This is a genomic window from Streptomyces sp. NPDC029169 (genome assembly GCF_055563935.1).
In genome coordinates this window covers 352,443-377,704 of record NZ_JBVHXA010000003.1, presented here as the reverse complement: position 1 = coordinate 377,704, position 25,262 = coordinate 352,443, and the positions used below count along the sequence as shown (strand labels likewise).

Here is a 25,262-nt window from a genome sequence, read left to right as displayed (position 1 = left end):
TCAGCGCAGCTTCGGGTCGAAGGCGTCACGGACCGCGTCGCCGAGCATGATGAAGGCGAGCACCGTGATAGTGAGCATTCCGGACGGGAACAGCAGCGGGTGCAGCCCCGACGAGATGCGCTGCTGCGCCTCGGAGATCATCACACCCCAGGAGATGGCCGGGGGCCTGATGCCGATACCGAGGAAGCTCAGGGTCGCTTCCGCGCCGATGACCGCACCCAGCGAGATCGTGGCGACCACGATCAGCGGGGTGATGGAGTTCGGCAGGACGTGACGGAACATCATCCGCGAGGTGGAGGCACCGAGCGAACGCGCGGCGGCCACATAGTCGGCCTGCTTGACCTGCATGACGGCGCCGCGCATGACGCGTGCCATGGACATCCAGCCGACGACGGAGAGCGTGATGACCACGGCCATCACACCGGCGTTGCGCATGCCGTTCTCGTCACGGAAGTTGTTCAGGATGACGATCGCGGCGAGCAGCAGCGGCAGTCCGAAGAAGACGTTGGTGACGAACGAGAGGAGGGCGTCCGCCCACTTGCCGAAGAAACCGCCGAGGACACCCACGAGGCCGCCGATGAGCAGGGAGAAGACCGTCGTCAGCACACCCACGATCACCGAGTTACGGGTGCCGTAGATGGTCTGTGAATAGACGTCGCAGCCCAGGAAGTTGTAGCCGAACCAGGCACTGCCGCTGGGGCCCTCCATCGAGTGCTTCAGGTCGCACGAGCGCGGGTCGACGCTGGTGAAGAGGCCCGGGAAGGCGGCGATGGTCAGGATGAAGAGGATGAGGACCGCCGAGACGAGGAACATCGGGTTGCGGACCAGGTCCCGGAAGGCGTCCTGCGCGAGACTGCGCGTCTTCTCCTGCTTGTTCGAGGCCGGGGCGGGCGCGGTGGGCCCGGCGGGGCTCTCGACGGCCGTGTCGGTCTTCTGGGTGGTGTCACTCATAGCGAATCCTCGGGTCAAGCACGGCGTACAGCAGGTCCACGACCAGCGCGGAGATCAGGTAGACGAGCACCAGCAGGCTGACGAATCCGACGACCGCCGGACCGTCCTCCACCCTGAGCGACTGGAACAACTGGTAGCCCACGCCGGGGATGTTGAAGATGCCCTCGGTGACGATCGCGCCGCCCATGAGGCTGCCGAGGTCGGCGCCCAGGTAGGTGACGACCGGGATCAGCGAGTTGCGCAGCACGTGGATGCCGATGACCCGGCTCTTCGGCAGGCCCTTGGCCTTCGCGGTCCGGATGTAGTCGGCGCGGAGGTTCTCCGCGACGGACGCCCGCGCGAGACGCGCGATGTAGGCGAGCGACACCGAGCCGAGCACCAGACCCGGCAGTACATAGCTGATGAATCCGTCATCGGTACTGGAGACGGGGAACAGTCCCCATTCCTGTCCGAGGAAGGTCTGGCTGACATTGCCGAGCACGAAGATCGGGACGGCGATGACGGTCAGGGTGGAGAGAAGCACCAGGTTGTCGATGAAGCTGCCGCGGCGCATGCCGGCGAGCACACCGGCGACGACGCCGAGGACGAGCTCGAAGGTGAAGGCCACAGCAGCGACCTTCAGGGTGTGGGGCCAGGCCTCGGCGAGGAGCTCGGCGATGGGCCGGCCCTGTTGGATGGACTCACCGAAGTTGCCCTGGAGCAGTCCGCTGAAGTAGTACCAGTACTGCATCCACCACGGCTCGTTCAGGTGGTACTGCGCGGTGAGCGTGGCTTTGATGTTGTCGGGTACGGGCTTCTCGCCGTACAGGTTCTGGATGGGGTCGCCACCCATCTGCGTGACGAGCAAGTAGACGATCAACGTGGTGCCGATGAAGACGGGCACCATCTGAAGGATTCGTCGGATGACGAACCGGCCCATGGATCCTCCTCGCGAGAAGCGGCGGGGGCTGGTGTTGCCGGCCCCCGCCGCCGTTCTCGACTCTTAAATGTGGGTCAGATGCCTGAGGCTGTTAGGCCTTGGAGATCTTGGTGACGTCGACCCGGTTGAAGAGGTCCATCTCGACGTTCGACACCTTCTTGCTGTGCGCGAACACGTTCTTGCCGAAGCGCAGCGGGATCACCGGCATGTCCTGGACGAGGACGTCCTCGGCCTGCTGCCAGAACTTGATGGCCTCGGCAGGGGTCTTGGCGGCGCGGCCGTCCTCGACGAGCTTGTCGAACTGCTTGTTGCTGTAGCCGTAGTAGTTCGAGGAACCACCGGTGGTGAACAGCGGGCCGAGGTAGTTCTCCATGGACGGGTAGTCCATGATCCAGCCCATGCGGAACATGCCCGAGAACTTCTTCTGCTCGACCTGGGTCAGCAGCTCGGCGAACTGCGGGACGGCCTGGCCGACGCAGTCGATGCCGAGGTTCTTCTTGACCTGGTTGCAGGTGGCGTCCACCCACTCCTTGTGACCACCATCGCCGTTGTAGCCGATGTTGATCTTGTTGCCCTCAATGCCGCCGGCCTTCGCGAGGAGCGCCTTGGCAGCGGCCGGGTCGAACTTGCAGGACTCACCGCAGGTGTTGTCGCGGTAGCCGCCCACGACCGGGGAGACGAAGGAGCGAGCCGGGGACTGCGAGTCGTTGAAGATCACCTTGGTGATCTCCTCGCGGTCGATGGCCATCGAGATCGCCTTACGGACGTCGGGCTTCGAGTACTTCTTGTCGTACGTCGGGAACGACACGAACTGGAAGGTCGAGGCCGGGGACGACTTGAAGCGGTCACCGAACTGCTTCGGAGCGTTGGCCAGCTCGGAGGTCGGAACCTGCGGGATGACGTCCAGGGCGCCGGCGACGACGTCCTTATACATCGTCTCCTGCGTCTGGTAGATCTTGTACGTCACCGAGTCGACGTTGGGCTTGTTGGTGCCCGTGTAGTCGGGGTTCTTGACGACCTTGATCGACTTGTTGTGGTCCCACTTGCCCTCGATCTTGAAGGCGCCCTGGCCGATCGGGGCCTCCTCGAACGCCTTGATGTTGGCGATCGCGGAGTCCGGCAGCGGGTAGAAGACCGTGTAGCCGAGGACGGTCTTGTAGTCGGCGAAGGGCTTCGCCAGCTTGACCGTGAAGGTGGTGTCGTCGACGACCTTGAGGCCCGACATCTCCTTGGAGGTCGGCTCGGGGGCCTTCTTCGGGCCCTCCTCGCCGTCCGGGTCCGCCGGGTTGAGGGCGTCGTAGCCGTCAATGGTGGCGAAGAAGTAGTTGCCGTCGGCCGCGTTCGGGCCGTAGGCGCCCCAGTTCCAACCCTGGACGTAGCTCTTGGCGGTCACCGGAGTGCCGTCGTGGAACTTCTGCCCCGGCTTGATCTTGATGGTCCAGGTGGTGTTGTCGGTCGTGGTGATCGACTCGGCAGCGTCCTCGACCGGCTGGTTCTTGTCGTCGTAGGAGACGAGCGGACGGAACAGCGCGTCCAGCACCTGCGAGCCCTCGGACTCGGTCGTGGTCTGCGGGACGAGGCGCTTCGGCTCGGAGATGCCGACGCTCACCGCGCCGCCGGCCTTCGCCTTGCCCTCTCCCTTGTCCTCACCCTTGTCGTTTCCGCCACAGGCGGTTGCTGCCAGGGCGACGACGATCGCGCCCGCTACCCACTTGGCGCTCTTGGCACCGCGCATGGGTTCCTCCTCATGAGTCCACTTGTCACTACAAGGGGGGCACTCCGCGTCCGCCGACACCCCTGACGGCATTGGACTCAAGTGCCCCTAGTGTGCTCGTGAGTCGACACTCCCCACAGTGCGTGACCCATTGACCCGAGCTCAACGGAGCCAACTATTAAGTACGTCCGGGCTGTAAACCACACTTAAGTGGTCTCGTTTTGGCAACATCACTCGGGGCCTCCTGACCGAAATCCGGACAAACTGATCACAGACAGACACCCCCGAAACGGACCGTTAACACACGTTCCGGAGAGCGACGTCCGGAAAGCGGACAAGCTGACGGGAAATCAGTTTGACTCGAATCGGTGCGTCCGAAGTGCCGCGTTCGCGTGTTACGCCCACCCGGGGAGCCGCCCGGGAACCACCCACGGAACGGGCCACGGACAACGGGAACGGCCCCCGCGGAGATCCGCGGGGGCCGTTCCCGTGTCAGGCTCTGAGGCTGCTCTCAGGCTCAGCTGTTCTTGGCGCGCGACGCCGTGCGGCCACGCTCCTTCTGGTCCAGGACGACCTTGCGGATACGCACGGCCTCCGGGGTGACCTCGACGCACTCGTCGTCGCGGCAGAACTCCAGGGACTGCTCCAGGGAGAGCTTCCGCGGCGGGACGATCGCCTCGAAGGAGTCGGCGGAGGAGGAGCGCATGTTGGTGAGCTTCTTCTCCTTGGTGATGTTCACGTCCATGTCGTCGGAGCGCGAGTTCTCGCCGACGATCATGCCCTCGTACACCTCGGTGCCGGGGTCGGTGAACAGGACACCGCGCTCCTGGAGGTTGGTCATCGCGAAGGCGGTGACCGCACCCGCGCGGTCGGCGACCAGCGAACCGTTGTTACGGGTCGTCAGGGTGCCGAACCACGGCTCGTGGCCCTCGTGGATCGAGTGCGCGATACCCGTACCGCGGGTGTTGGTCAGGAACTCCGTACGGAAGCCGATGAGGCCACGGGACGGAACGACGAACTCCATGCGGACCCAGCCGGAGCCGTGGTTGGACATGTTGTCCATGCGGCCCTTGCGGACACCCATGAGCTGCGTGACCGCGCCCATGTGCTCCTCGGGCACGTCGACCGTCAGACGCTCGACCGGCTCGTGGACCTTGCCGTCGACCATCTTGGTGACGACCTGCGGCTTGCCGATGGTCAGCTCGAAGCCTTCGCGGCGCATCTGCTCGACCAGGATGGCGAGCGCGAGCTCACCACGGCCCTGGACCTCCCAGGCGTCGGGACGCTCGGTGTCGAGGACGCGGAGCGAGACGTTACCGACGAGCTCGCGGTCCAGACGGTCCTTGACCTGGCGGGCGGTGACCTTGCGGTCCTTGACCGCGGCCTTGGCGTCCGCGCCCTTGCCGGTGCCACCGCGGCCGACGAGCGGCGAGGTGTTCGTACCGATGGTCATGGAGATGGCGGGCTGGTCGACCGTGATCAGCGGCAGCGCGATCGGGTTCTCCGGGTCGGCCAGGGTCTCGCCGATCATGATGTCCGGGATACCGGCGACGGCGCAGATGTCACCGGGGCCGGCGACCTCGGCCGGCTTGCGGGTGAGCGCCTCGGTCATCATCAGCTCGGTGATGCGGACGTTGGAGATCGAGCCGTCCCGCTTGATCCACGCGACCGTCTGGCCCTTGCGCAGCTCGCCCTGCTCGACACGGAGCAGCGCGATACGGCCGAGGAAGTTGTCGGCGTCCAGGTTGGTGACGTGGGCCTGGAGGGGCGCCTCCTCGTCGTACACCGGGGCGGGGACGTGCTCCAGGATCGTGGAGAAGAACGGCTCCAGGCTGTCGCTGTCGGCCGGGACGGTGCCGTCCTCCGGCTTGGTCAGCGAGGCGATGCCGTCACGGCCGCAGGCGTAGACGATCGGGAACTCGATCTGGTCCTCGTCCGCGTCCAGGTCGAGGAAGAGGTCGTAGGTCTCGTTGACGACCTCGTCGATCCGGGAGTCCGGGCGGTCCGTCTTGTTGATGCAGAGGATGACGGGCAGGCGCTGCTGGAGGGCCTTGCGCAGCACGAAGCGGGTCTGCGGGAGCGGACCCTCGGAGGCGTCGACGAGGAGGACGACCGCGTCCACCATCGACAGACCGCGCTCGACCTCGCCACCGAAGTCGGCGTGACCGGGGGTGTCGATGATGTTGATCGTGATCGGGGCCCCGCCGTCCTTGGGGTGATACTTCACCGCCGTGTTCTTGGCGAGGATCGTGATGCCCTTCTCACGCTCCAGGTCGTTCGAGTCCATCATGCGGTCGTCGAGGTGCTGGTGGGCGGCGAAGGCACCGGCCTGCTTGAGCATGGCGTCGACGATGGTCGTCTTGCCATGGTCGACGTGGGCGACGATGGCGACGTTACGGATGTCGTGGCGCGTGGGCATGGGTGCTTGCGCTTCTCTCGGATCGTGGGATGCGGCGTCAGTTCCTCTTACGCCCGCCGGGCGGACGCGCCACGGCTATGTCCTATGGTACGGGGCCGCCACGCAAGGGGCTTCCTCGCCCGGATTCGAGAGGGTCTACTGGGAGGCTTTGGGATGCCTCCGTGATGCACTGGGGTGCACTGGGATGCGCTGGGATGCCCTGGGGAGGGCCGAACCGGCCGGGTCAAGGGGCCGGACGTGATCCTGCCCGCCGGGATCACCGGCGGGCAAGGAACTTGAGCCGCTTCTGAGGTTGCGACCTGCGGTTTCGCCTACTTCTTGGTGTTGCGTTACTTCTTGGTGTTGCGCTCCGCGCCCTTGGCGGATTCGGGCTTCTTGAAGCCGATGTCCTGGTAGCGCGGGGCCGCGAAGCCCCAGGCGCCCGCGTTCACGATCTCGGGCTTGGCCGCCACCAGCTGGGGGCGCTGATAGAGGGGAATCGATCCGGCAGCGGCCCAGATCCGGGCGTCGGCCTGGCGGACCAGGTCCCGCGCCTCCTCCTCGTCGAGGGTGGCCACCGCCTGATCGAACAGTTGATCGATACGGTCGGTGCCGACGCGGGCGTAGTTCTGCTCGACCAGGAGGGAGCCGTCCGAGGCCGGCTCGGGCTTGGCGAAGATCGGCCGTGCGTCGGTCGCCGGGAAGGCGGACGCGGGCCAGGAGTAGAGGGCCAGGTCGTAGTCGCCCGAGGCGATGTGGTCCTTGAAGAAGCTCTCGTCGGCGACCTTGGTGACCTCGGTGCGGATGCCGACCTCGTCGAGCATCCGGACGATCTTGTCGCCGACCGTGCGGAGCGACTCCGAGCCGGCGCCCGACGGCAGGACGAAGCGCAGGCTGAGCGGCTTGCCGTCCTTCCCGAGGGCCTGGGTGGCGGCCGCGGGGACGGCCGGGGCGGCGGTGCCGACCGGGGCGTAGGCGCCGGCGACGCCCTTGTCGGGCCGGGCCGGGTTCTGGACCTTGGCCTTGGCCTCGGTATCCGCGTCCGCGTCGAGCAGGCCGGCCTGGCGCAGCAGCGCCACGTTCTGCAGGACCGCGCCGGGGCCCGGGGCGAGGATGTCGGTGCCGTTCTCGGGGCCTCCGGCGCCGATCACGGGCTCACCGGCCTTGCCGTCGGTACGGGCGGCGGTGCCGCCGCGCTTGTCGTCGCCGACGATGTAGAGGCCCTCGTCGGAGGCGACGTCGGCGTCAGGCTTCTTGGGCTTGTCGCTCTTGGCCGTCTTCGTGGCTTCGGGCTTCGTGCCCGTCTTCTTCTCGGCCTCGCCCCTCTTCTTCTCGGCCTCGCTGCCCGCCTTCGTCCCGGCGGGCTTCTTGTTCGCGCCGCCCGGCACCCAGCCCGCGTCCGCGAGCAGCGCGCGCGCCTCCTTGGTGTCCTGGTCGCCCAGCGCGTCGCTGCTGTCGGCGTACGCCGCCTGTCCCGCGAGCGCCAGGTGGCTGCCGGGCGGCTGGGCGGGCAGCCCCAGCGGCTTCAGTACCGATTCGGCCAGTTCCCGGCGGTCGAGCGCGCGGGCCACCGCCCGGCGCACCCGCTCGTCGGAGAGCGGGCCGGACTCGCCGTTCAGCGAGAGCTGGGTGTAGGCGGGCTCCAGCGACTTGCGCACCACGAACTTCCCGAGCGCCCGCTGCTCGGCCGCGTACCGCTCGATGGCCTGCTGGTTCTTCTCGCGCGCAGCCTGGACGGTCGCCGCCTTCTCCTCGTCGGAGCCGTTCGCGAGCGCCCAGGACTTGAGCGCCGCGGAGGGGGCGATCGCGGCGCCCGGGCCGTGCGGGACGGCCTGCGCGCCGCCCTGGCCGGCGCGGGCGTCCCGTACCGCGAGCGCGATGCGGTCGGCGGCGGCCCGGTCGATCTCGGCCAGATCGAGCTTGCCGGCGGCGAGCGCGGCGATGCGGTCGGCGCGCGCCACGGACTTCAGGACGAGCTGGTCGAGCTTGGCGGGCTGTCCCCACCAGCGGGGGTTGCGGACGAGCGTGACGGTGGCGGCCTTGGTGTCGGCGGCCTTGAGCAGGAACGGTCCTGCGGTCGACTTCAGGGTGGAACGCGCGCCGTCGTTGAAGGCGCCCGGGGTCCCCATCACCTCCTTCGGGTAGAGGGGGGTGAAGAGCGACTGCCAGTCGGCGTACGGCTTGGCGAAGGTGACCCGCACCTCGAGGTCGTTCTTGCCGCGCTCGATCTTCTCGATCCGCTCGTAGCCGGAGTTGCGGGCGGTCCAGTACGCGGTGTCCCGCCCGTTCAGGGCCCGCCATTGCGCGACGAAGTCGGGGGCGCCGATCTCCCGGCCGTCACTCCACACCGCCTGCTGGTTGAGCTTGTAGAGGACGACCTGCTTGGGCTCCGTCTCGACCACCTGGGCGGACTCCAGGTAGTCCGCGTTGCGCTGGGGCCGGCCGCGCCCGTCGAGGGTGTAGAGGGAGGGGAGTACGGCTCCGGTGATGCGCGAGGTCGTGCCGTCGGCGTCGGCCTGGAAGGCGTTGAGCGTGGTGGGCATCGTGTCCACGGCCCAGTTCAGCGTCCCGCCGTCGGCGACCTGGTCGCGGGCGGCGGGCGCGTGGTCGGGACCGGCGGCCGGGTCCACGTCGGCCGGATCACTGGAGCTGCATCCGGCCAGGACGGAGACCGCGAGCACCGCGCTCGTGAGGGTGGCGACGGAGCGGAGCGTGCGGGAGCGGGGGCTCCTGGAACATGTCCTCCCGCGAGGGGCGCCGACCTGGGACATGACTTGTACCCCTTCGTCCAGTTTTATGGCATTTGGCGATGATCACACCTATTGCTCATACACTGAAAACGACGGATCGGATCAGGCCACGGCGACACGGCGGCAGGGCGGACAAACGCCACCCGTGCGGCCCAACCGCCGGGCGGCGCGGCTCACCGGACGAGTGGAATCCCGTACACATGGCTTCACAAAGCGGGATGTGACGCGCGACACTCTCAGGCGCGTGTTCGCCACCCGCACTCGCGGAAGTGAGGGCAGTACATGTCCCTTCAGGATGATCTGGCGGCCGTCAAGCGCTGCCTCGAAGACCTGGTCCGCACAGTCGGACAACTGGAACGCAGCATCGCGGCCGAGCGGGGCGTCCCCACGGCTCCACCCCCGGCCCGCCCGGAGAACCTCGTGACGATCCCCGACACCCCGTACGACCGCGGGCTGTGGACGGACGCCGACGACGAGGGCCTGGGAGCACGCGACCGGCACGCACCCTGAGGGACCGACAGCCCCCAGGAGACCGACCGTCGGAACGCGTCCCAGGAGACCGACCTTGGCCACAGGAACCGAACCGCCGTCCACCGGAAGGGGGGTGCGCGCCACCGGCGTGCACTCCCCTTCCCGTGCGGCCATCGCCCCCCGCCACCTCCGGACCGACCGCTGGTGGCTGGCGCCCGCCGCCACCGCCGCCGGACTGCTCGCCTTCATCGCGTACTCCACCTGGCGAGCCTTCGCCAACAGCGACTACTACGCGGCCCCCTACGTCTCGCCGTTCTACTCGCCCTGTCTGGCTGAGAACTGCGTCCCCATGAAGGGCGGGCCCAACTGGGAAATCCTCGGCAGCTGGTGGGGCCTCTCCCCCGCGCTGCTGATCCTGATCTTCCCGCTCGGCTTCCGGCTGACCTGCTACTACTACCGCAAGGCGTACTACCGGGGCTTCTGGGCCTCGCCCCCGGCCTGCGCGGTCGCCGAGCCGCACCGGACGTACACCGGCGAGACCCGCTTCCCGCTGATCCTGCAGAACATCCACCGGTACTTCTTCTACGCCGCGCTCCCGGTCGCCGCGATCCTCACGTACGACACCGTGCTGGCCTTCCGGGACTCCTCCTACGCCTGGGGCCACGCGGGCCTGGGGACCGTGATCTTCCTGGTCAACATCGTGCTGATCTGGGCGTACACCCTCTCCTGCCACTCCTGCCGGCACATCGTCGGCGGCCGGCTCCGGCACTTCTCCCGGCATCCCGTGCGCTACCGCATGTGGAGCCTGGTCGGGCGGCTGAACACCCGTCACATGGTGCTCGCCTGGGCATCGTTGATCTCGGTCGCGCTCTGCGATCTGTACGTGTACCTGCTTGCCACCGGCACCTTCGAGGACCCGAGGATCTTCTGACATGACGCGAGTCGAGCGGCAGCAGTGGGACGTGGTCGTGGTCGGCGCGGGCGGCGCCGGGCTGCGGGCCGCGATCGAGGCGCGCGAGCGAGGCGCCCGTACGGCCGTCATCTGCAAGTCGCTGTTCGGCAAGGCCCATACGGTGATGGCCGAGGGCGGCATCGCCGCCTCCATGGCCAACGCCAACCCGCACGACAACTGGCAGGTCCACTTCCGCGACACCATGCGCGGCGGCAAGTTCCTCAACCAGTGGCGGATGGCGGAGCTGCACGCGCGCGAGGCGCCCGAGCGGGTGTGGGAACTGGAGGCCTGGGGCGCCCTCTTCGACCGGACACCGGACGGCCGGATCTCCCAGCGCAACTTCGGCGGGCACGAGTACCCGCGCCTCGCGCACGTCGGCGACCGGACGGGCCTGGAGCTGCTCCGCACGCTCCAGCAGAAGACGGTCGCCCTCCAGCAGGAGGACTTCCGGGAGACCGGGGAGTACGAGTCCCGGCTGAAGGTCTTCCAGGAGTGCACGGTCACCCGGATCCTGCTCGATTCCGCCGGCCGGGTCGCGGGGGTCTTCTGCTACGAGCGGGAGACCGGCCGCTTCTTCGTCCTGGAGGCGCCGGCCGTGGTCCTGGCGACCGGCGGGATCGGCAAGTCCTTCAAGGTGACGTCCAACTCCTGGGAGTACACGGGCGACGGGCACGCACTCGCGCTGCTCGCGGGCGCGCCGCTGGTGAACATGGAGTTCGTGCAGTTCCATCCGACCGGGATGGTCTGGCCGCCGTCGGTGAAGGGGATCCTCGTCACCGAGTCGGTGCGCGGGGACGGCGGGGTGCTGCGCAACTCCGAGGGCAGGCGGTTCATGTTCGACTACGTGCCCGACGTCTTCAAGGAGAAGTACGCGCAGACGGAGGAGGAGGGCGACCGCTGGTACGAGGACCCGGACACCAACCGGCGCCCGCCCGAGCTGCTGCCGCGCGACGAGGTGGCGCGGGCCATCAACGCCGAGGTGAAGGCGGGGCGCGGCTCGCCGCACGGCGGGGTGTTCCTGGACGTGTCGACCCGGATGCCGGCCGAGGTGATCAAGCGGCGGCTGCCCTCGATGTACCACCAGTTCAAGGAGCTGGCGGACGTCGACATCACGGCGGAGGCGATGGAGGTCGGGCCGACCTGCCACTACGTGATGGGCGGCATCGCGGTCGACTCGGACACGGCGGCGACGGTCGGCGTGCCGGGGCTCTTCGCGGCGGGCGAGGTCGCGGGCGGAATGCACGGGTCCAACCGGCTGGGCGGCAACTCGCTCTCCGACCTGCTGGTCTTCGGGCGGCGGGCCGGCTGGCACGCGGCGGAGTACGCGGCAGCTGTCGAACACCACGCTGTCTCGGAGTCGGGGGTCGAAGCGGCGGCGGCCGAGGCCCTGGCCCCGTTCGGGGCGGCGGAGGAGCCCTCCGCGGAGAACCCGTACACCCTCCACCAGGAGCTCCAGCAGACGATGAACGACCTCGTCGGCATCATCCGGCGGGAGGGCGAGATGGCCGAGGCGCTGGAGCGGATCGCCGAGCTGCGCGTACGGGCGCGGCGGGCCGGGGTCGAGGGGCACCGGCAGTTCAACCCGGGCTGGCACCTCGCGCTCGACCTGCGGAACATGCTGCTCGTGAGCGAGTGCGTGGCCCGCGCGGCGCTGGAGCGGACCGAGAGCAGGGGCGGGCACACCCGGGAGGACTACCCGTCGATGGACCGGTCGTGGCGCCCGGTGAACCTGCTGTGCCACCCGGCGGAGGACGGCGTCAAGCTCGAGCGGAGGCGTACGGAACCCATCCGTGCGGACCTGCTGGCGCTGTTCGAGAAGGAGGAGCTGGCCAAGTACCTCGCCGAGGAGGAGCTGTACGAGTGAGTACCTATGACGCGCACTTCAGGGTATGGCGGGGCGACACAGACGGCGGGGAGCTGACCGACTTCACGATCGAGGTGAACGACGGCGAGGTGGTCCTCGACATCATCCACCGGTTGCAGGCCACACAGGCCCCGGATCTCGCCGTGCGCTGGAACTGCAAGGCGGGCAAGTGCGGTTCCTGCTCCGCCGAGATCAACGGGCGGCCGCGGCTGATGTGCATGACGCGGATGTCGGTCTTCGACCGCGCGGAGACGGTCACGGTGACCCCGCTCCGCGCCTTCCCGGTGGTGCGCGACCTGGTGACGGACGTGTCCTTCAACTACGCGAAGGCGCGGGAGATCCCGGCCTTCGTGCCGCCGGAGGGGCTCGCCCCGGGCGAATACCGGATGCGGCAGATGGACGTGGAGCGCTCGCAGGAGTTCCGTAAGTGCATCGAGTGTTTCCTGTGTCAGGACACCTGCCATGTGGTGCGGGACCACGAGGAGAACAAGCCGGCGTTCGCCGGGCCGCGCTTCCTGATGCGGGTGGCCGAGCTGGACATGCACCCGCTGGACGCGGCGGCGGAGGCCGGCCTCGACCGGAAGCGAACGGCGCAGGACGAGCACGGGCTCGGGTACTGCAACATCACGAAATGCTGTACGGAGGTGTGCCCGGAGCACATCAAGATCACGGACAACGCCCTGATTCCGCTGAAGGAGCGGGCCGTGGACCGCGCGTACGACCCGCTGGTGTGGCTGGGGAACAAGATCCGCAGGCGGGGGGAGTAGGGCCCCTGGTAAACCGCGAGGGGTCCGCAGGCCGGGGGGTAGGCCCCCCGGCCACCGCGAGGGTCAGTGCCAGCCCTCGCGGTAGGCCGTCCAGTCCTCCTCCTTCGCGGCGAAGTCGACGTAGAGCGCGACGCCGAACCGTTCGCGGTCGCGGTCCGTGCGCCCGAGCCCCAGTCTGGTACCGCGTATCGCGGCCGCGACGGTCTCGGCCGAGTCGTGGTGCCCGAGGTCGTCCTCGTGGAAGAACGGCAGGCCGATCAGCAGATCGGTGTCCTCGGGCGTGACCTCCAGGGCGAGGCTGGTCTGCTGGGCGACGTACCCGCCGTACAGGCTCTCCAGCGGCATCCAGGTGTCGTACGACATGACGGCGATCTGGTCGACCCGGCGAGCGACCTGTCCGAAGAACTCCTGCGACCACCATTTCTCGCTGCCGCTGAGAGCACCGTTCACGGAGTGCGCGGCGGGCAGCGGGTCGATCTGGTGCGCGGCGACGGACAGCGGGGCCTTGCGGGCCCTGGTCAGCTCGCCCAGGTCGTCGAGGAGGGAGAGGTAGTTCGCGTCGTCGGAGAGCAGGGGCTCCAGATCGAAGTGGACCCCCTCGAAACCGGCGTCGAGGATCTGCCGGGCCGAGCCCACCACGGCGGCCCGCGAGGCCGCGTCCTCCAGCCGCAGCCCCTCGGGTCCCTCGGTGGCCAGGATGTCGCCCAGCCAGGCGTGCACCCGTATCCCGGGCATCGTCCGGTGGACGCCGTCGATCAGCCACCGCGCGCGGGGATACCGGGCGGCGGGCAGGGTGCCGTCGTGCTCCAGGGGACCGGCGTGGACGTAGAGGTCGCGTATCCCCGTCCCCTTGATACGGGCCGCGAAGGCCGCGAGGTCGGCGTCCTTCTTCCGTCCGTCCACCCAGGCGTGGCCCAGCCAGATCGCGTCCTTGCCGCGGGTCTTCGTTCCTTCGCGGAGGTCGCCCGCGTAGTTCACGCGCAGCGCGAGCGCGCTGCCGGCCGGGGGCAGGACCAGGAGCAGGACCAGGCCGAGCGCGACCCAGCGCCCCCGCCGCCACCAGGCGCGTACGCGTCCCTTCACCGAACCCCCCAAGATCGTCGTCCGCCATCAGTGATCACCACCGTAGCGGCGACTACCGACAGTGACGCGAGGCTGTGGAGAATGGTTTCCGCGGGGTCGCGAGGGGTCTCCGCCCGGTGGCGAGGCGTTTTCCGCCCGGTCGCGAGGGGTCTCCGCCCGGTCGCGGATCGGTTTCCGCGCGGTCGCGACGGTGCAGATCGGGACATAACCTCCCCCTTGTGACGCGAAAAGCCACCCGAGCCCTTCTCGCGGTGCTGGTGGCGGCGTGGTGGCTGGTCGTGCCCGCCGTTCACGGCGCCCGTGCCGACGACCCTGTCGTGCTGTCCCGCGAGGGCCAGATCACCGACAGGGTGGGGGCTCTCGGCGAACGCCGCGGCGCGGTCGTCCGGGCCCTGGACCAGCTCTACGACGACCGGCGGGTCCAGCTCTTCGTCGTCTACGTACGGGACTTCTCCGGGCGCCCGGCCCAGAGCTGGGCCGACGCGACCGCCGACCGCAACAGCCTGGGCGTCGACGACCTCCTGCTCGCTGTGGCCACGCACGACCGGCAGTACGGCTATGCGGCCGACCCCGGCTCCCGGTTCACCCAGACGCAGCTCGACGACGTCGCACGGACCGCGATCGAGCCCGCGCTGCGGCAGAACGACTGGGCGGGGGCCGCGATCGGCGCGGCGAACGGCTACGGCGCCGTACTCGCCGGACAGCCCGTGCCCACGCCCACGATCACCCCGGGCGCCGCCGATCCCGGCGGCACCGTGGACGAGGGCAGCTGGGAGACGGACCTCGTCCTGCCGGTCGTCCTCGTCGGCGGGGCGGGCGCCGTCGCGGCGTACGCCTTCAGCAAACGCCGGCGGAGCGCGGCGGCAGGCGGCGCGAAGCCGCGGGGCGCGCCGGGTCGGGGCGCGCCGAAGGAGCCCGCGGAGCCCACGCTGGACGAGCTGGACGGCCGGGCCCGGCAGGAGCTGGTCGCCACCGACGACGCCGTCCGCACGAGCCAGGAGGAACTCGGCTTCGCGACCGCCCAGTTCGGCGAGGAGGCGGCCGATCCGTTCACCGACGCGGTGGCGTTCGCGAAGGAGCAGCTGACGGCCGCGTTCCGGCTGCGGCAGCAGCTCGACGACGCCTACCCCGAGGACGACGCGACGCGCCGCTCGATGCTCGACGAGATCATCCGGCGCTGCGACGAGGCGAATACCCGCCTCGACGCGGAGTCCGAGGACTTCGACCGGCTGCGGGCCCTGGAGCGCAATGCCTCGGAGGCGCTGGCCGCCGCGGAGGCCGCGTTCCGCGAGGAGTCCGGGCGGGTCGGTACGGCGGAGGCGGCGCTGACCGCGATGCGGGAGCGGTACGCCGAGTCGGCGGCCGCCCCCGTCGGGAGCGACGTCGAACAGGCAAAGCACCGGCTGGTGTTCGCGACGACCCACCTGAACCAGGCCCGGCAGGCCGTCGACGTGGGCGACACCGGCGTCGCCGCGGTCCACATCCGTGCGGCCGAGGGGGCCGTCGACCAGGCGGCCCGGCTGAGCGAGGCCGTGGACCGGCGGGCCCGGGAACTGGCGGAGGCCGTGGGCAAGCTGTCCACCGCGCTCTCCGAGACAGAGGCCGACCTCGCCGACGCCCGCGGTCTGCTCCAAGGCACGGCCGAGGGGGTCTCCACCGCCGGCCTCCAGGGCAGGATCGCCCGGGCGGAGGCGGTCGTCGCCGATGTGCGGCGGGTGGTGGAGGCGGGCCGCTACGACCCGATGGACGCGCTGCGCCGGATCGAGGAGGCCGACGCGGCGCTCGACGAGGCGCTGGCGGGCGCACGGGAGCGCGAGTCGGGCACGCGGCGCGCCCGCGCGCTCCTCGATCAGGCGATGCTGACCGCCCGTTCCGCGATCGGGGCGGCCGCCGACTACATCACCACCCATCGCGGGGCCGTGGGCAGCGAGGCCAGGACCCGCCTGGCCGAGGCCCAGCGCCTGCTGGAGGAGGCCAGGGCTCTCGCGGACGCCGACGACCCTCAGGCGGGCCTCGCCGAGGCCCGGCAGGCGGACGCGCTGGCCCGTCGCGCCCAGGACCTCGCCGAGCAGGACGTGCGGATGTACGGGAACCCGAACGGCCTGGGCGGTGTAACAGAGGCAGGAGGTGGCGGCGGCGGGCTCGGCGGTGCGGTGCTCGGCGGCATCATCCTCGGCGGACTGTTCGGCGGAGGTTCAGGCAGAGGCGGAGGGGGTTTCGATGGTGGCGGTTTCGGGGGTGGAGGTTTCGGCGGCGGTCCCGGCAGATTCGGCGGCGGGGGCACCCGCGGCCGGCTGGGCGGCGGCGGCCGTTTCTGATCTTTTCAGGCTCATCGCGTCGCTGATCGCGTGGCTCATCACGTGCAAGGAGAAGGACCATGACCAAGCAGACCGTCCTCGGCCGTGTCACCCAGCTGGCGAAGGCCAACATCAACGCCCTGCTGGACCAGGCCGAGGATCCGCAGAAGATGCTGGACCAGCTGATCCGCGACTACAGCGACAACATCTCGGAGGCGGAGCAGGCGGTCGCGACGACGATCGGCAATCTGCGGCTCATGGAGCAGGACCACCAGGAGGACGTGGGCGCGGCGAAGGAGTGGGGCGAGAAGGCGCTGGCCGCGAGCCGGAAGGGGGACGAGCTGCGGGCCGGCGGGCAGACGGCGGAGGCGGACCGGTTCGACAACCTGGCGAAGGTCGCGCTGGGGCGCCAGCTCCAGTCGGAGAAGGAGGCCAGGACGGCCGAGCCGACGATCGCGGCGCAGACCGAGGTGGTCGAGAAGCTCAAGAGCGGACTGGACCGGATGAAGGCCAAGCTGAGCGAGCTCCAGGCCAAGCGCGACGAGCTGGTGGCCCGGGCCACGTCGGCGCAGGCGCAGAACCGGATGATGGACACGGTGAAGAGCATCGACGTGCTGGACCCGACGAGCGAGCTGAGCCGCTTCGAGGACAAGGTCCGGCGCGAGGAGGCGAAGGCGATGGGCAAGCAGGAGCTGGCCGCCTCCTCGCTGGACACACAGTTCGAGCAGCTGGACGCGCTGGGCGACAGCGCGGAGATCGAGGCGCGGCTCGCCGCGCTCAAGGGGTAGCGGGCGGCCCGCGGGCACGGGAGCTGTTCGACCGGGCCCGCGGGGTGGTGCGGCGGCTGTCAGAACATGCTCAGCAACTGCTCCACGGTCGGCTCGGTGGCTCCGTCGCCGTCCGGCAGGGGCAGTTCGAACCAGACGGTCTTGCCGCGGGGGGTACGGCGCGAGCCCCAGGCGGCGCTGAGGAGTCCGACCAGTTGCAGTCCGCGCCCGCCCTCGTCGGTGTCGCGGGCGCGGCGGCGGCGCGGCTGGACGAGACCGGCGTCCCAGACCTCGCAGACCAGGGTCCGGTCGCGCAGCATCCGGAGCCTGATCTCGTCCTCGCCGTAGCGCAGGGCGTTGGTGACCAGTTCGCTGACGAGCAGTTCGACGGTGTCGACCAGCGGTTCGAGGTCCCAGGCGGTGAGCTGGGCGCGGGCCATTTCCCGGGCCCGGCCGACCGAGCGGGGTTCCCGCGGCAGCCGCCAGTCGCCGACCGCGTCGGCGGGCAGTCCCTGGATACGGGCCATCAGGAGGGCGATGTCGTCCTCGCCGTGCCCGGTGTCGAGGGTGGTCAGCACGCGGTCGCAGACGTCTTCGAGGGGAAGGGCCGCGTCGGTGAGCGCGCTGCGGAAGGCGCTCAGCCCCTCGTCGAGGGGATGGTCGCGGGACTCGACGAGTCCGTCGGTGTAGAGGGCGAGCAGGGAGCCCTCGGGCAGTTCGACCTCCACCTCCTCGAAGGGCTCTCCGCCGACGCCGAGCGGCATGCCCGGGGGGACGTCGAGCAGCAGGGCCTTCTCGCCGGGTTCGACGAGGACGGGCGGCAGGTGGCCGGCGTTGGCGAAGGTGCAGCGCCGGGTGACGGGGTCGTAGACGGCGTAGACGCAGGTGGCGAGGTAGACCTCGGAGAGTTCCGGTCCGCGGGCCTTGTGGGCGCGGGCGCTCTGCTGGGCTCCGGCGGGGGCGCCGAGGCCGCGGGCGATCTCGTCGAGATGGGAGAGGACCTCGGCGGGTTCGAGGTCGAGCTGGGCGAGGGTGCGGACGGCGGTGCGCAGTTCGCCCATGGCGACGGCGGCGCGCAGACCGCGGCCCATGACGTCCCCGATGACGAGGGCGGTGCGGTGGCCGGGCAGTTCGATGACGTCGAACCAGTCGCCGCCGACCTCGGTGGCGGTGGTGCCGGGGAGATAGCGGCAGGCGATGTCCAGGCCGGCGGCCTCGGGGTCGCCGGGCGGGAGCAGGCTGCGCTGGAGGATCAGGGCCCGCTCGTGTTCGCGGCGGTAGAGGCGGGCGTTGTCGATGCAGACCGCGGCGCGGGCGGCCAGTTCGACGGCGAGGGCCCGGTCCCGCTCCCCGAAGGGCTCGCTGCCCTTGGTGCGGGAGAACTGGACGAGGCCGACGACGGTGTCGTGGGCGACCATCGGCACCACGAGGGTGGACTGGACGAGACTGCCGTCGCCGCCGGACACGGCTCTCACCCGGCCCGTGCGGAGCGCTCCGGCGCACGGCGAGTTGAACGGGTAGCGGTGCACGGAGCCGACGTCGACGGGGCCGGTGCCGCAGCAGCCGCCGCTCGCGTCCGTGCCGACGGTCGCGTCGGGGGTTCTGAGCGGGGTGTCGGAGACGGCGCTGGCGAAGGCGACCCGGCGCAGTTCGGCGCTGCCGGCACCGTAGCCGACGTCGTGGGAGCTCCCCCACCGTCCGGGCGGGGCCTCCTCGCCGGTCAGCAGGCCCTGGTAGAGGTCGACGGAGGCGAGGTCGCAGAAGCCGGGGACGGCCACGTCGAGCAGTTCGCGGGCGGTCGCCTCCAGATCGAGGGAGTTGCCGATCCGGGAGCCGGCCTCGTTGAGGAGGGCGAGGTTGCGGCGGGCGCTGGCCGCCTCACGGGCCGCGTTGTGGCGGCGGGTCACGTCGATGCCCAGGCCGGCGACGCCGACGGGCCGGCCGGAGCCGCTGTGCACGCGGTAGAGGTTGATCGACCAGTGGCGCCGGTCGGAAGAGCCGGGCGGGGCGCCGACGATCTGCAGTTCGGTGACGGGCTCGCCGGTCTCCAGGACGCGCTGCAGCGCGGCGGTCAGCCGGTCGGCCTCGGGGCGCGCGAGGTAGTCGTGGACGGTACGGCCCCGGTGGTCGTCGGCCGAGCCGCCGAAGACCGCGGCGAAGCGCTGGTTGGCCCGTTTCACGGTGAGGTCGGTGCCGAAGAGCAGAAACCCGAAGGGGGATTGACCGAAAATCGCCTGCGAGGCGGCGAGGTCGGTCTCGATGTGCCGAAGGGCCCGGACGTCGACGACGATGCACAGCGCGGCCCGCTCCCCGGCCGGGGTCTGGCTCGGCATGACGTACATCTCGGCGATTCCGTCGCGGCTCTCGCGGCGGTTCTGCCCGGGTATCCGGAACGGGACGAGGCCCGTCCACTCCCTGCCGTCGAGGATCTCCGTGACCCGGCGACGACCGCGTTCCCGCAGGTCGGCGGGCATGAAGGCCTCGACGGGATCCTTGCCCACGGCCTCCTCGGCGGGCACGCCGAAGAGATCGACGGCCCGTCGGCTCCACTGGTCGACGAGCCCGTCGGGCCCTATCGAGAAGGAGGCGACACGGATGTAGTCATAGATCGAGCCGGGCGGGCTGCTCTGCCACACGACGCCGCTCGCCGTCTCAGGTATCTCGCTCACGCGACCGTCCCCTCCAGCTCACCGCACCGGACCGGCCATGCCCGCAGTATTCAGCACTACGGCCCCCGACGGCACGACGTTCACGATCACAGGGTGGTCTCGTTCATTTCCGGCCGAGCCCTCGGTGATCGTTGTCCCTCCCCTCTCTTAACCCGGCAGGGCCAGCTCGAACCACACTGTCTTGCCCGTTCTGCCCTTGCGGGTCCCCCAGCGGCGCGCGGAACAGGCGACGAGCTGAAGACCGCGACCGCCCTCGTCGTCGGGGCCTGCGGCGCGTTCGGTGGGCGGATCCGGAAGCGGATCGGAGACTTCCACGAGCAGGGCGGGGCGGTGGACGGTGTCGTCGGTGTCCGGCTGAAGGTGGACGAGCCGGACGCCGATCGGGCCGGAGGCGTAGCGCAGGGAATTGGTCACCAGCTCGCTCACCAGCAGAACGGTGACATCCCTCACTGCCGTGTCGATCCGCCAGCTCCGAAGGGTGTCACGTACCGCATGACGCGCGGTGCGCACGGCATTGGCCTCCGCCGGGAAATTCCACTCGACGCAGTCGCCTTCGGTGTCGATCACACCCGATCACTTCCCCAGCCCATCACCAGAAGGAAGGCCCACGTCCTATTTCGGGGGGTTAATCAGCACATACCCGATATTCGGGGCGGGATATCGCGGCACGTGCGCCACTAGGCGCACGGTGGCACGAACGGCGTAGAGGCTCAGCCGCGCGCTCCGTCGGCAGCGACGGGCGGCAGCCGCAGCCCCGCCTCGGCGACGGCGGGCCGGTCCTGCTCGAGCCAGTCGACGGAGTCCAGCTCATGGCGGGCCAGCCAGCGCAGCTCGTCGTGGTCCTCCAGCGGGCGGGGCTCCCCGGAGAGCAGCCGGGCGGTCCACACCTGGAGGACGTAGCCGGGCTTCAGCGGCCACTCGCCGGGGATGCGCTCCCCCGGCTCCGTCTCCACGCCGAGCTCCTCGCGCAACTCGCGCACCAGGGCTTCTTCGGCGCTCTCCCCCGGCTCCAGCTTGCCGCCGGGCAGTTCCCAGCGGCCGGCAAGCTCGGCGGGGGCGCTGCGGCGCGCGGCCAGCAGGCGCCCCTGGTCGAACACGGCTCCGGCGACCACGACCACGTGGTCGGCCACGTGGTCGGCACTGCGTTCAGTCATGGGCCGGAGCGTAACCCGCATGGGTCAGGTGCGGGTCAGACAGCGGGCTGGCCGATGCGCTCCACCCAGTAGAGCTGCTTGTGTCCCCGGTCGTCGAGGCTGTCGGCCACCTTCTGCGCCTCGTCCTCCGTCGCGTACCGCCCGACCCGATAGCGGTTGCCGTTGTCGTCCTGCCGTATGACCAGCCAGGCCAGGACAGGGCCACTGTCGGTCATCGGGCTTCTCCCTCCGCCGGTCCGGTCGTCTCTAAGGATCTCCCTGAAATGGCAATCCGCATATGCCCGACCTTACGCCTGACATTTACACAGCGGATACGGGTTTTCACAAAGAGGTACGGATCCGGCCGGGAACCGACGGAGGGAGGCCGAAGATCAGGCCTCGGCGGCGGCCTTCGGGACGGTTGGCACCGGCATCAGGACCGGACCGGCGGCCTCGGGGTCCGTGCGGCAGATGTCCCCGCACTCGGCGTCCAGGGAGCAGCACAGCGAGCAGATCGGCCCTGACTGGACGGGGCAGTCGGCGATGTCCGGCAGCTCGTACGCCGTCTCGCAGACGGAGCAGGTGTGAGTGGCCGTCACGTCGGCCACGTCCGCGCCGGGACCGTTCACCGGGTTGGGGCGGGCCAGGTAGTAGCGGCCCTTGGTCGCCCAGGCGATCAGCGGGCAGAGGGCCAGTGCGAGACCGGCGGCGATGAAGGTGGAGAACGCCTCCGCGTAGATGCCGAAGAGACCGAAGAAGGCGAGGATCGACACGGTCGAGGCGATCACCATGGCACCGAAGCCCGCCGGGTTCACGGCGTAGAGGTAGGCGCGCTTGAACTCGATGTAGGGCGGGCTCCAGCCGGCCCGCTTGTTGATGACGAGGTCGGCGGCGACGGCGGCGATCCAGGCGATGCCGACGTTGGAGTAGAAGCCGAGCAGCTTGCCCAGCGCCGCGAACATGTTCATCTCCATCAGCGTCAGCGCGATGGCGAGGTTGAGGAAGATGTACCAGACCCGGCCGGGGTGCCGGTGGGTGATGCGGGAGAAGAAGTTCGACCAGGACAGCGAACCGCTGTAGGCGTTGGTCACGTTGATCTTGATCTGCGAGACGATCACGAAGACGGCGGCCGCGGGCAGGGCGAAGGAGCCGAGCCAGGGCTTGAGCGCCTCGATCTGCGGGGCGATCGGCTCCAGGGCGTGCGTCCTGCCGACGGCCTCCAGGGCGACGAAGGCGAGGAAGGCGCCGCCGAGCTGCTTGGCCGCTCCGATGATCACCCAGCCGGGTCCTGCGGCGAGCACGGCGAGGTTCCAGCGCCGTGCGTTGGCCTCGGTCTTCGCGGGCATGAAGCGCAGATAGTCGGCCTGTTCGCCGATCTGGGCGATGAGGGAGAGAGCGATGCCCGTACCGAGGCCGAAGCCGATCCAGGAGAAGCCCGAGCCGGCCCCCTCCGTACCGCCGAAGGAGCCGAAGGCGCCCCAGGCGTCCGGGGCCTCGAAGGCGAGCACGACGAAGGGCAGCACCATGCCGATGATCCAGACCGGCTGGGTCCAGGCCTGCACCTTGGCGAGCGCGCCCATCCCGCGGAAGACGATCGGGATCACGATGAGGGTCGTGACCAGATAGCCGATCTCGACCGGCAGCCCCACGGCCTGGTGCATGGCCTGGGCCATGATCGAGCCTTCGAGCGCGAAGAAGATGAAGGTGAAGGAGGCGTAGATGAGGGACGTGAGGGTGGAGCCGAAGTAGCCGAAGCCGGCGCCGCGGGTCACCAAGTCCATGTCCAGGCCGTACGTGGCACAGGCCTTGGCGATGGGGATTCCGGTGAGGAAGATGATCAACGCGGCGGTGAGGATCGAGGCCGTGCCGCTCGTGAAGCCGTAGGTGAAGACGATCGAAGCGCCGATGGCGAAGTCGGCGAGATAGGCGATACCGCCGAGCGCGGTGCCGGCCACCATCGAGGGGGACCAGCGCCGGAACGAGTGCGGCGCGTAGCGCAGCGAGTAGTCCTCGCGGCTCTCGTCTGCGGCCAGCCTGGCGTAACTGCGGCGGGGTGGCGGCGGGGCCGCCGGGGACTCGGCTGCGGTGACCGTATCCGTCATGGGGGCTCCTGTCGTCCGACCGGATTGCGGGTACGGACGAGGAAGCTAGGAGCCGGTGATGACAGTCCGTCGCGGCCCGCGATTGCCTCGCGGTTACGGGAGTTGACGCCCCGTAAACTCCCGGCAACACCCCCCGGACACACCCGTCCGCCCACCGGGCACGGCTGCCCTGGTCACCGCGCCGCGCCCCTGGTCACCGCACCGGTAGGTGGTAGGCGATGCGGTAGCGGTCGGCCGGGACCACGACGTCGGCCGTCTCGACCGCGCGCCCCGACGCGTAGTACGTCCGCTCGACGACCATCACCACATGGCCCGGGACGCCGCCGAGCGTCAGGAGCTCCTCCGCGAGCCCCGGGCGGGCGCCGACCTCCTCCACCACGTTGTCCACGACCACGTCGATCGCCGCCATCCGCTCCACGACGCCGCAGCCGCCGAGCGGCCCCTCCTCGGGCAGCATCACGGGCGTCCGACCGGTGACCGCGAGCGGCTCCCAGGAGGTGGAGAGCATCATCGGCTCGCCCGCGTCCCGGTACACGTACCGCGTACGCATCACACGCTCGCCCGGCTCGATGCCGAGCCGGGCGGCCACGGCGGCGCTCGCGTGCTCCTGCTCGCTGCTGGACTCCCAGGTGCCGCGCGCCCCGTCGGCCGCCTGCTCCTGCCGGAAGGGGTTGGCGCCGGACGGCGGCCGGTACCCGGAGCGGGCGATCCGGCGCGGCACCGGCCGCTCCCGTACGTACGTCCCCGAGCCCGAGCGGCCCTCGACGAGCCCCTCGGCCATCAGCACCTTGCGGGCCTCGAGCGCCACGGTGTCCGAGACGCCGTACTCCTCGCGGATGCGGGCCTGCGAGGGAAGTCGCGTATGCGGCGGAAGCGAGCCGTTGGCGATCTTCTCCCGAAGATCGCTCGCCACGCGCAGATAGGCGGGCTGCTCACCGAACGTCACAGGACACTCCCCTCAGGTTGACGGACAGCTACAGACTGACAACCCAGGGTGTCCACCGCAAGCATGGGCCAGAGTTTCACCCGAAGTGATGATTCGCCTTTACGCCTGCGCTTACCGCAGGTATAGCCGCCCGCTGAAAATGGCCGGGTCTCCCGAAGGAGGCCCGGACCCGCGCCACGGTCCTCAGGCCGACGAACCCCTCAGACCTCAGGCCGACGATCCTCCGTCCGAGGTGCCGTTCTCCAGCGTCGCCGTCAGCTTCAGGGCCGCGCGCGCCGCGGTCTCCGAATCCCAGTACGTCCCGTCGTACGCCCGGTCGTAGTGCTCCCAGAAGGCGTCCGCGTCGGCCGCCTTCGCCAGCTTGTCCCACTGCTTCACGTTCGCGTCCAGGTCCTTGGCGAGGGCGGCCACCCGGGGCGCGGAGGCGGACGGCCAGGAGTGGCTCTTCAGGCCCCGGCTCGCCCCGCTGAGCACGTCGTGGACCTTCCCCGCCCAAGCCTTGTTGGCGGCCAGATCCTCGTCCGCGTCGTCCTCCGGCTCCGCGTTCAGCACGTCGTCGATCGGGTTCATGGTGGTGAGGAAGTGGAGCTGGTGGGCGTCCAGGGTGGTCTTGTCGCTGCGCAGCGAACCCTTCATCGGCTCGCCGCCGTCGACGATGAACGCGCAGGTCACGGCGCGGTCCCCGGCCCGCCAACTGGCGGGGCTCGGCATGTAGTAGAAGTCGTAGACCTCCTCGGGGAAGGCCCAGGTGTCCAGCGCGTACGCGTTGCCGATGTCCGCGCAGCGCTTCTCCGCGAGGTCGTCGATGGGGCTCTCGCCCGGCCACTCGGTGAAGCCGGTGAGGCGGAAGCCGCCGGTGACCTCGCCCTCGTGCGGCCGCGCGCAGTCGACGACCTCGACCTCCGAGGTCTCGGCCTCCATGTCGCCGTCGACGTTGTAGCACTGGCCCATACGCAGCGAGAACGCGGACCGCGAACTCCCCGCCTCGTCCATGCCCTTCTTGAAGCCCCGCCAGGCCTCTCCGAAGCCGCCGGTGACCAGCCCGAGGACCATCAGGAGGCAGGCGAGGGAGGAGAGGACGATGCCCGTGATCGCGAGTCCCTTGCCGGTCTGGTTCCTCTTCCTGATCTGCGGGAGGGCGATCAGGCCGAAGACCAGGCCGAGGGGCGGGAGGCAGCAGACGATGCCGGAGACCAGGGACGCGATGGCCAGACCGTTGGTGGTGGGCTGCGGGGTGCCGTAGGGAACGGGCCCTACGCCGGGCCCGTAGGGGCCGTACGGGGCGTAGGGGCCGGAGTTGTACGGCCCAGGAGCCCCCGGAGCCCCCGGAGCGGCGTACGGAGACCCCGTCGGGTTCGACGGCTCAGGGGCAGGCCAGCCGTGGCGGGGCGGCTGAGAGTCCTGGGGCGGCTGGGAGGGCTCCACGAGTACGGTGCTCCTGTAGGGGCGGATGAAACGAACGTGCGATCGGGCGCGCAT

19 protein-coding genes are annotated in these 25,262 nt (G+C 69.9%); 6 read left to right on the top strand and 13 right to left on the bottom strand.

Translation table 11 applies throughout. The annotated features are described in order from the left end of the window. From ACZ4VI_RS08435 to ACZ4VI_RS08415, 5 genes are all read right to left on the bottom strand, one after another. Nucleotides 1–951, bottom strand: a complete 951-nt coding sequence (locus ACZ4VI_RS08435; protein WP_467997829.1) for an ABC transporter permease — start codon at nt 949–951, stop codon at nt 1–3. Beyond that, a complete protein-coding gene (locus ACZ4VI_RS08430) occupies nt 944–1,870 on the bottom strand; it encodes an ABC transporter permease (protein ID WP_467997828.1) in 927 nt (308 codons plus the stop codon). Before ACZ4VI_RS08430 ends, ACZ4VI_RS08435 begins: the two co-directional genes overlap by 8 nt. A gap of 91 nt (nt 1,871–1,961) precedes the next feature. After that, on the bottom strand, nt 1,962–3,605 hold the full coding sequence (locus tag ACZ4VI_RS08425; protein ID WP_467997826.1) for a peptide ABC transporter substrate-binding protein: 1,644 nt from the start codon (nt 3,603–3,605) through the stop codon (nt 1,962–1,964). 496 nt (nt 3,606–4,101) lie between these two features. Next, nucleotides 4,102–6,003, bottom strand: a complete 1,902-nt coding sequence (gene typA / locus ACZ4VI_RS08420) for a translational GTPase TypA (RefSeq protein ID WP_467997825.1) — start codon at nt 6,001–6,003, stop codon at nt 4,102–4,104. A 329-nt stretch (nt 6,004–6,332) separates the two neighbouring features. Next, the gene (locus tag ACZ4VI_RS08415) at nt 6,333–8,753 is read right to left on the bottom strand and encodes an ABC transporter family substrate-binding protein (RefSeq protein ID WP_467997823.1); all 2,421 of its coding nucleotides are present in this window, start codon (nt 8,751–8,753) and stop codon (nt 6,333–6,335) included. Nucleotides 8,754–9,014: 261 nt separating this feature from the next. On the opposite strand from ACZ4VI_RS08415, the gene ACZ4VI_RS08410 reads away from it, so the two are divergent. From ACZ4VI_RS08410 to ACZ4VI_RS08395, 4 genes are read left to right on the top strand one after another with little or no spacing between them, the layout of a single operon-like run. Then, the gene (locus ACZ4VI_RS08410; protein ID WP_467997821.1) at nt 9,015–9,242 is read left to right on the top strand and encodes a hypothetical protein; all 228 of its coding nucleotides are present in this window, start codon (nt 9,015–9,017) and stop codon (nt 9,240–9,242) included. 55 nt (nt 9,243–9,297) lie between these two features. Beyond that, complete coding sequence (locus ACZ4VI_RS08405; RefSeq protein ID WP_467997820.1) at nt 9,298–10,134, top strand: hypothetical protein; 837 nt, start codon at nt 9,298–9,300, stop codon at nt 10,132–10,134. Between the two features lies 1 nt (nt 10,135). Further along, nucleotides 10,136–12,019 carry a fumarate reductase/succinate dehydrogenase flavoprotein subunit gene (locus ACZ4VI_RS08400; RefSeq protein ID WP_467997819.1) on the top strand — a complete coding sequence of 628 codons (1,884 nt, stop codon included), beginning with the start codon at nt 10,136–10,138 and terminating at the stop codon, nt 12,017–12,019. Next, nucleotides 12,016–12,786 carry a succinate dehydrogenase/fumarate reductase iron-sulfur subunit gene (locus tag ACZ4VI_RS08395; RefSeq protein ID WP_467997817.1) on the top strand — a complete coding sequence of 257 codons (771 nt, stop codon included), beginning with the start codon at nt 12,016–12,018 and terminating at the stop codon, nt 12,784–12,786. Before ACZ4VI_RS08400 ends, ACZ4VI_RS08395 begins: the two co-directional genes overlap by 4 nt. A gap of 63 nt (nt 12,787–12,849) precedes the next feature. Here the strand turns inward: ACZ4VI_RS08395 and ACZ4VI_RS08390 are convergent, their stop codons facing one another. Next, on the bottom strand, nt 12,850–13,869 hold the full coding sequence (locus tag ACZ4VI_RS08390; RefSeq protein ID WP_467997816.1) for a glycoside hydrolase family 18 protein: 1,020 nt from the start codon (nt 13,867–13,869) through the stop codon (nt 12,850–12,852). A 218-nt stretch (nt 13,870–14,087) separates the two neighbouring features. Between ACZ4VI_RS08390 and ACZ4VI_RS08385 the strand changes: the two genes are divergently transcribed. Together ACZ4VI_RS08385 and ACZ4VI_RS08380 are read left to right on the top strand one after the other, a co-directional pair. After that, the gene (locus tag ACZ4VI_RS08385; protein ID WP_467997814.1) at nt 14,088–16,187 is read left to right on the top strand and encodes a TPM domain-containing protein; all 2,100 of its coding nucleotides are present in this window, start codon (nt 14,088–14,090) and stop codon (nt 16,185–16,187) included. 59 nt (nt 16,188–16,246) lie between these two features. Next, on the top strand, nt 16,247–16,954 hold the full coding sequence (locus ACZ4VI_RS08380) for a PspA/IM30 family protein (protein ID WP_467997813.1): 708 nt from the start codon (nt 16,247–16,249) through the stop codon (nt 16,952–16,954). Between the two features lie 59 nt (nt 16,955–17,013). Here the strand turns inward: ACZ4VI_RS08380 and ACZ4VI_RS08375 are convergent, their stop codons facing one another. The 7 genes from ACZ4VI_RS08375 to ACZ4VI_RS08345 form a co-directional block, all read right to left on the bottom strand. After that, on the bottom strand, nt 17,014–19,602 hold the full coding sequence (locus tag ACZ4VI_RS08375; RefSeq protein ID WP_467997811.1) for a SpoIIE family protein phosphatase: 2,589 nt from the start codon (nt 19,600–19,602) through the stop codon (nt 17,014–17,016). 147 nt (nt 19,603–19,749) lie between these two features. Beyond that, nucleotides 19,750–20,169 (bottom strand): ATP-binding protein, encoded by a 420-nt coding sequence (locus ACZ4VI_RS08370; RefSeq protein WP_467997809.1) that lies wholly within the window; start codon nt 20,167–20,169, stop codon nt 19,750–19,752. Between the two features lie 143 nt (nt 20,170–20,312). Further along, complete coding sequence (locus ACZ4VI_RS08365; RefSeq protein ID WP_467997808.1) at nt 20,313–20,756, bottom strand: (deoxy)nucleoside triphosphate pyrophosphohydrolase; 444 nt, start codon at nt 20,754–20,756, stop codon at nt 20,313–20,315. A 35-nt stretch (nt 20,757–20,791) separates the two neighbouring features. Beyond that, a complete protein-coding gene (locus ACZ4VI_RS08360; RefSeq protein ID WP_467997806.1) occupies nt 20,792–20,971 on the bottom strand; it encodes an SPOR domain-containing protein in 180 nt (59 codons plus the stop codon). Nucleotides 20,972–21,127: 156 nt separating this feature from the next. Next, the gene (locus ACZ4VI_RS08355) at nt 21,128–22,837 is read right to left on the bottom strand and encodes a purine-cytosine permease family protein (RefSeq protein WP_467997804.1); all 1,710 of its coding nucleotides are present in this window, start codon (nt 22,835–22,837) and stop codon (nt 21,128–21,130) included. 193 nt (nt 22,838–23,030) lie between these two features. Next, entirely contained in the window at nt 23,031–23,783 is a 753-nt protein-coding gene (locus ACZ4VI_RS08350; RefSeq protein ID WP_467997802.1) for a GntR family transcriptional regulator, read from the bottom strand. 207 nt (nt 23,784–23,990) lie between these two features. Further along, the gene (locus ACZ4VI_RS08345) at nt 23,991–25,208 is read right to left on the bottom strand and encodes a DUF4190 domain-containing protein (protein ID WP_467997800.1); all 1,218 of its coding nucleotides are present in this window, start codon (nt 25,206–25,208) and stop codon (nt 23,991–23,993) included. Nucleotides 25,209–25,262 lie beyond the last annotated feature (54 nt).

Excerpts from the sequence above, each read along its gene's own strand:
- ACZ4VI_RS08435 (WP_467997829.1), bottom strand. The coding sequence starts at position 951 with ATGAGTGACACCACCCAGAAGACCGACACGGCCGTCGAGAGCCCCGCC.
- ACZ4VI_RS08430 (WP_467997828.1), bottom strand. The coding sequence starts at position 1,870 with ATGGGCCGGTTCGTCATCCGACGAATCCTTCAGATGGTGCCCGTCTTC.
- ACZ4VI_RS08425 (WP_467997826.1), bottom strand. The coding sequence starts at position 3,605 with ATGCGCGGTGCCAAGAGCGCCAAGTGGGTAGCGGGCGCGATCGTCGTC.
- typA (WP_467997825.1), bottom strand. The coding sequence starts at position 6,003 with ATGCCCACGCGCCACGACATCCGTAACGTCGCCATCGTCGCCCACGTC.
- ACZ4VI_RS08415 (WP_467997823.1), bottom strand. The coding sequence starts at position 8,753 with ATGTCCCAGGTCGGCGCCCCTCGCGGGAGGACATGTTCCAGGAGCCCC.
- ACZ4VI_RS08410 (WP_467997821.1), top strand. The coding sequence starts at position 9,015 with ATGTCCCTTCAGGATGATCTGGCGGCCGTCAAGCGCTGCCTCGAAGAC.
- ACZ4VI_RS08400 (WP_467997819.1), top strand. The coding sequence starts at position 10,136 with ATGACGCGAGTCGAGCGGCAGCAGTGGGACGTGGTCGTGGTCGGCGCG.
- ACZ4VI_RS08380 (WP_467997813.1), top strand. The coding sequence starts at position 16,247 with ATGACCAAGCAGACCGTCCTCGGCCGTGTCACCCAGCTGGCGAAGGCC.
- ACZ4VI_RS08365 (WP_467997808.1), bottom strand. The coding sequence starts at position 20,756 with ATGACTGAACGCAGTGCCGACCACGTGGCCGACCACGTGGTCGTGGTC.
- ACZ4VI_RS08360 (WP_467997806.1), bottom strand. The coding sequence starts at position 20,971 with ATGACCGACAGTGGCCCTGTCCTGGCCTGGCTGGTCATACGGCAGGAC.
- ACZ4VI_RS08355 (WP_467997804.1), bottom strand. The coding sequence starts at position 22,837 with ATGACGGATACGGTCACCGCAGCCGAGTCCCCGGCGGCCCCGCCGCCA.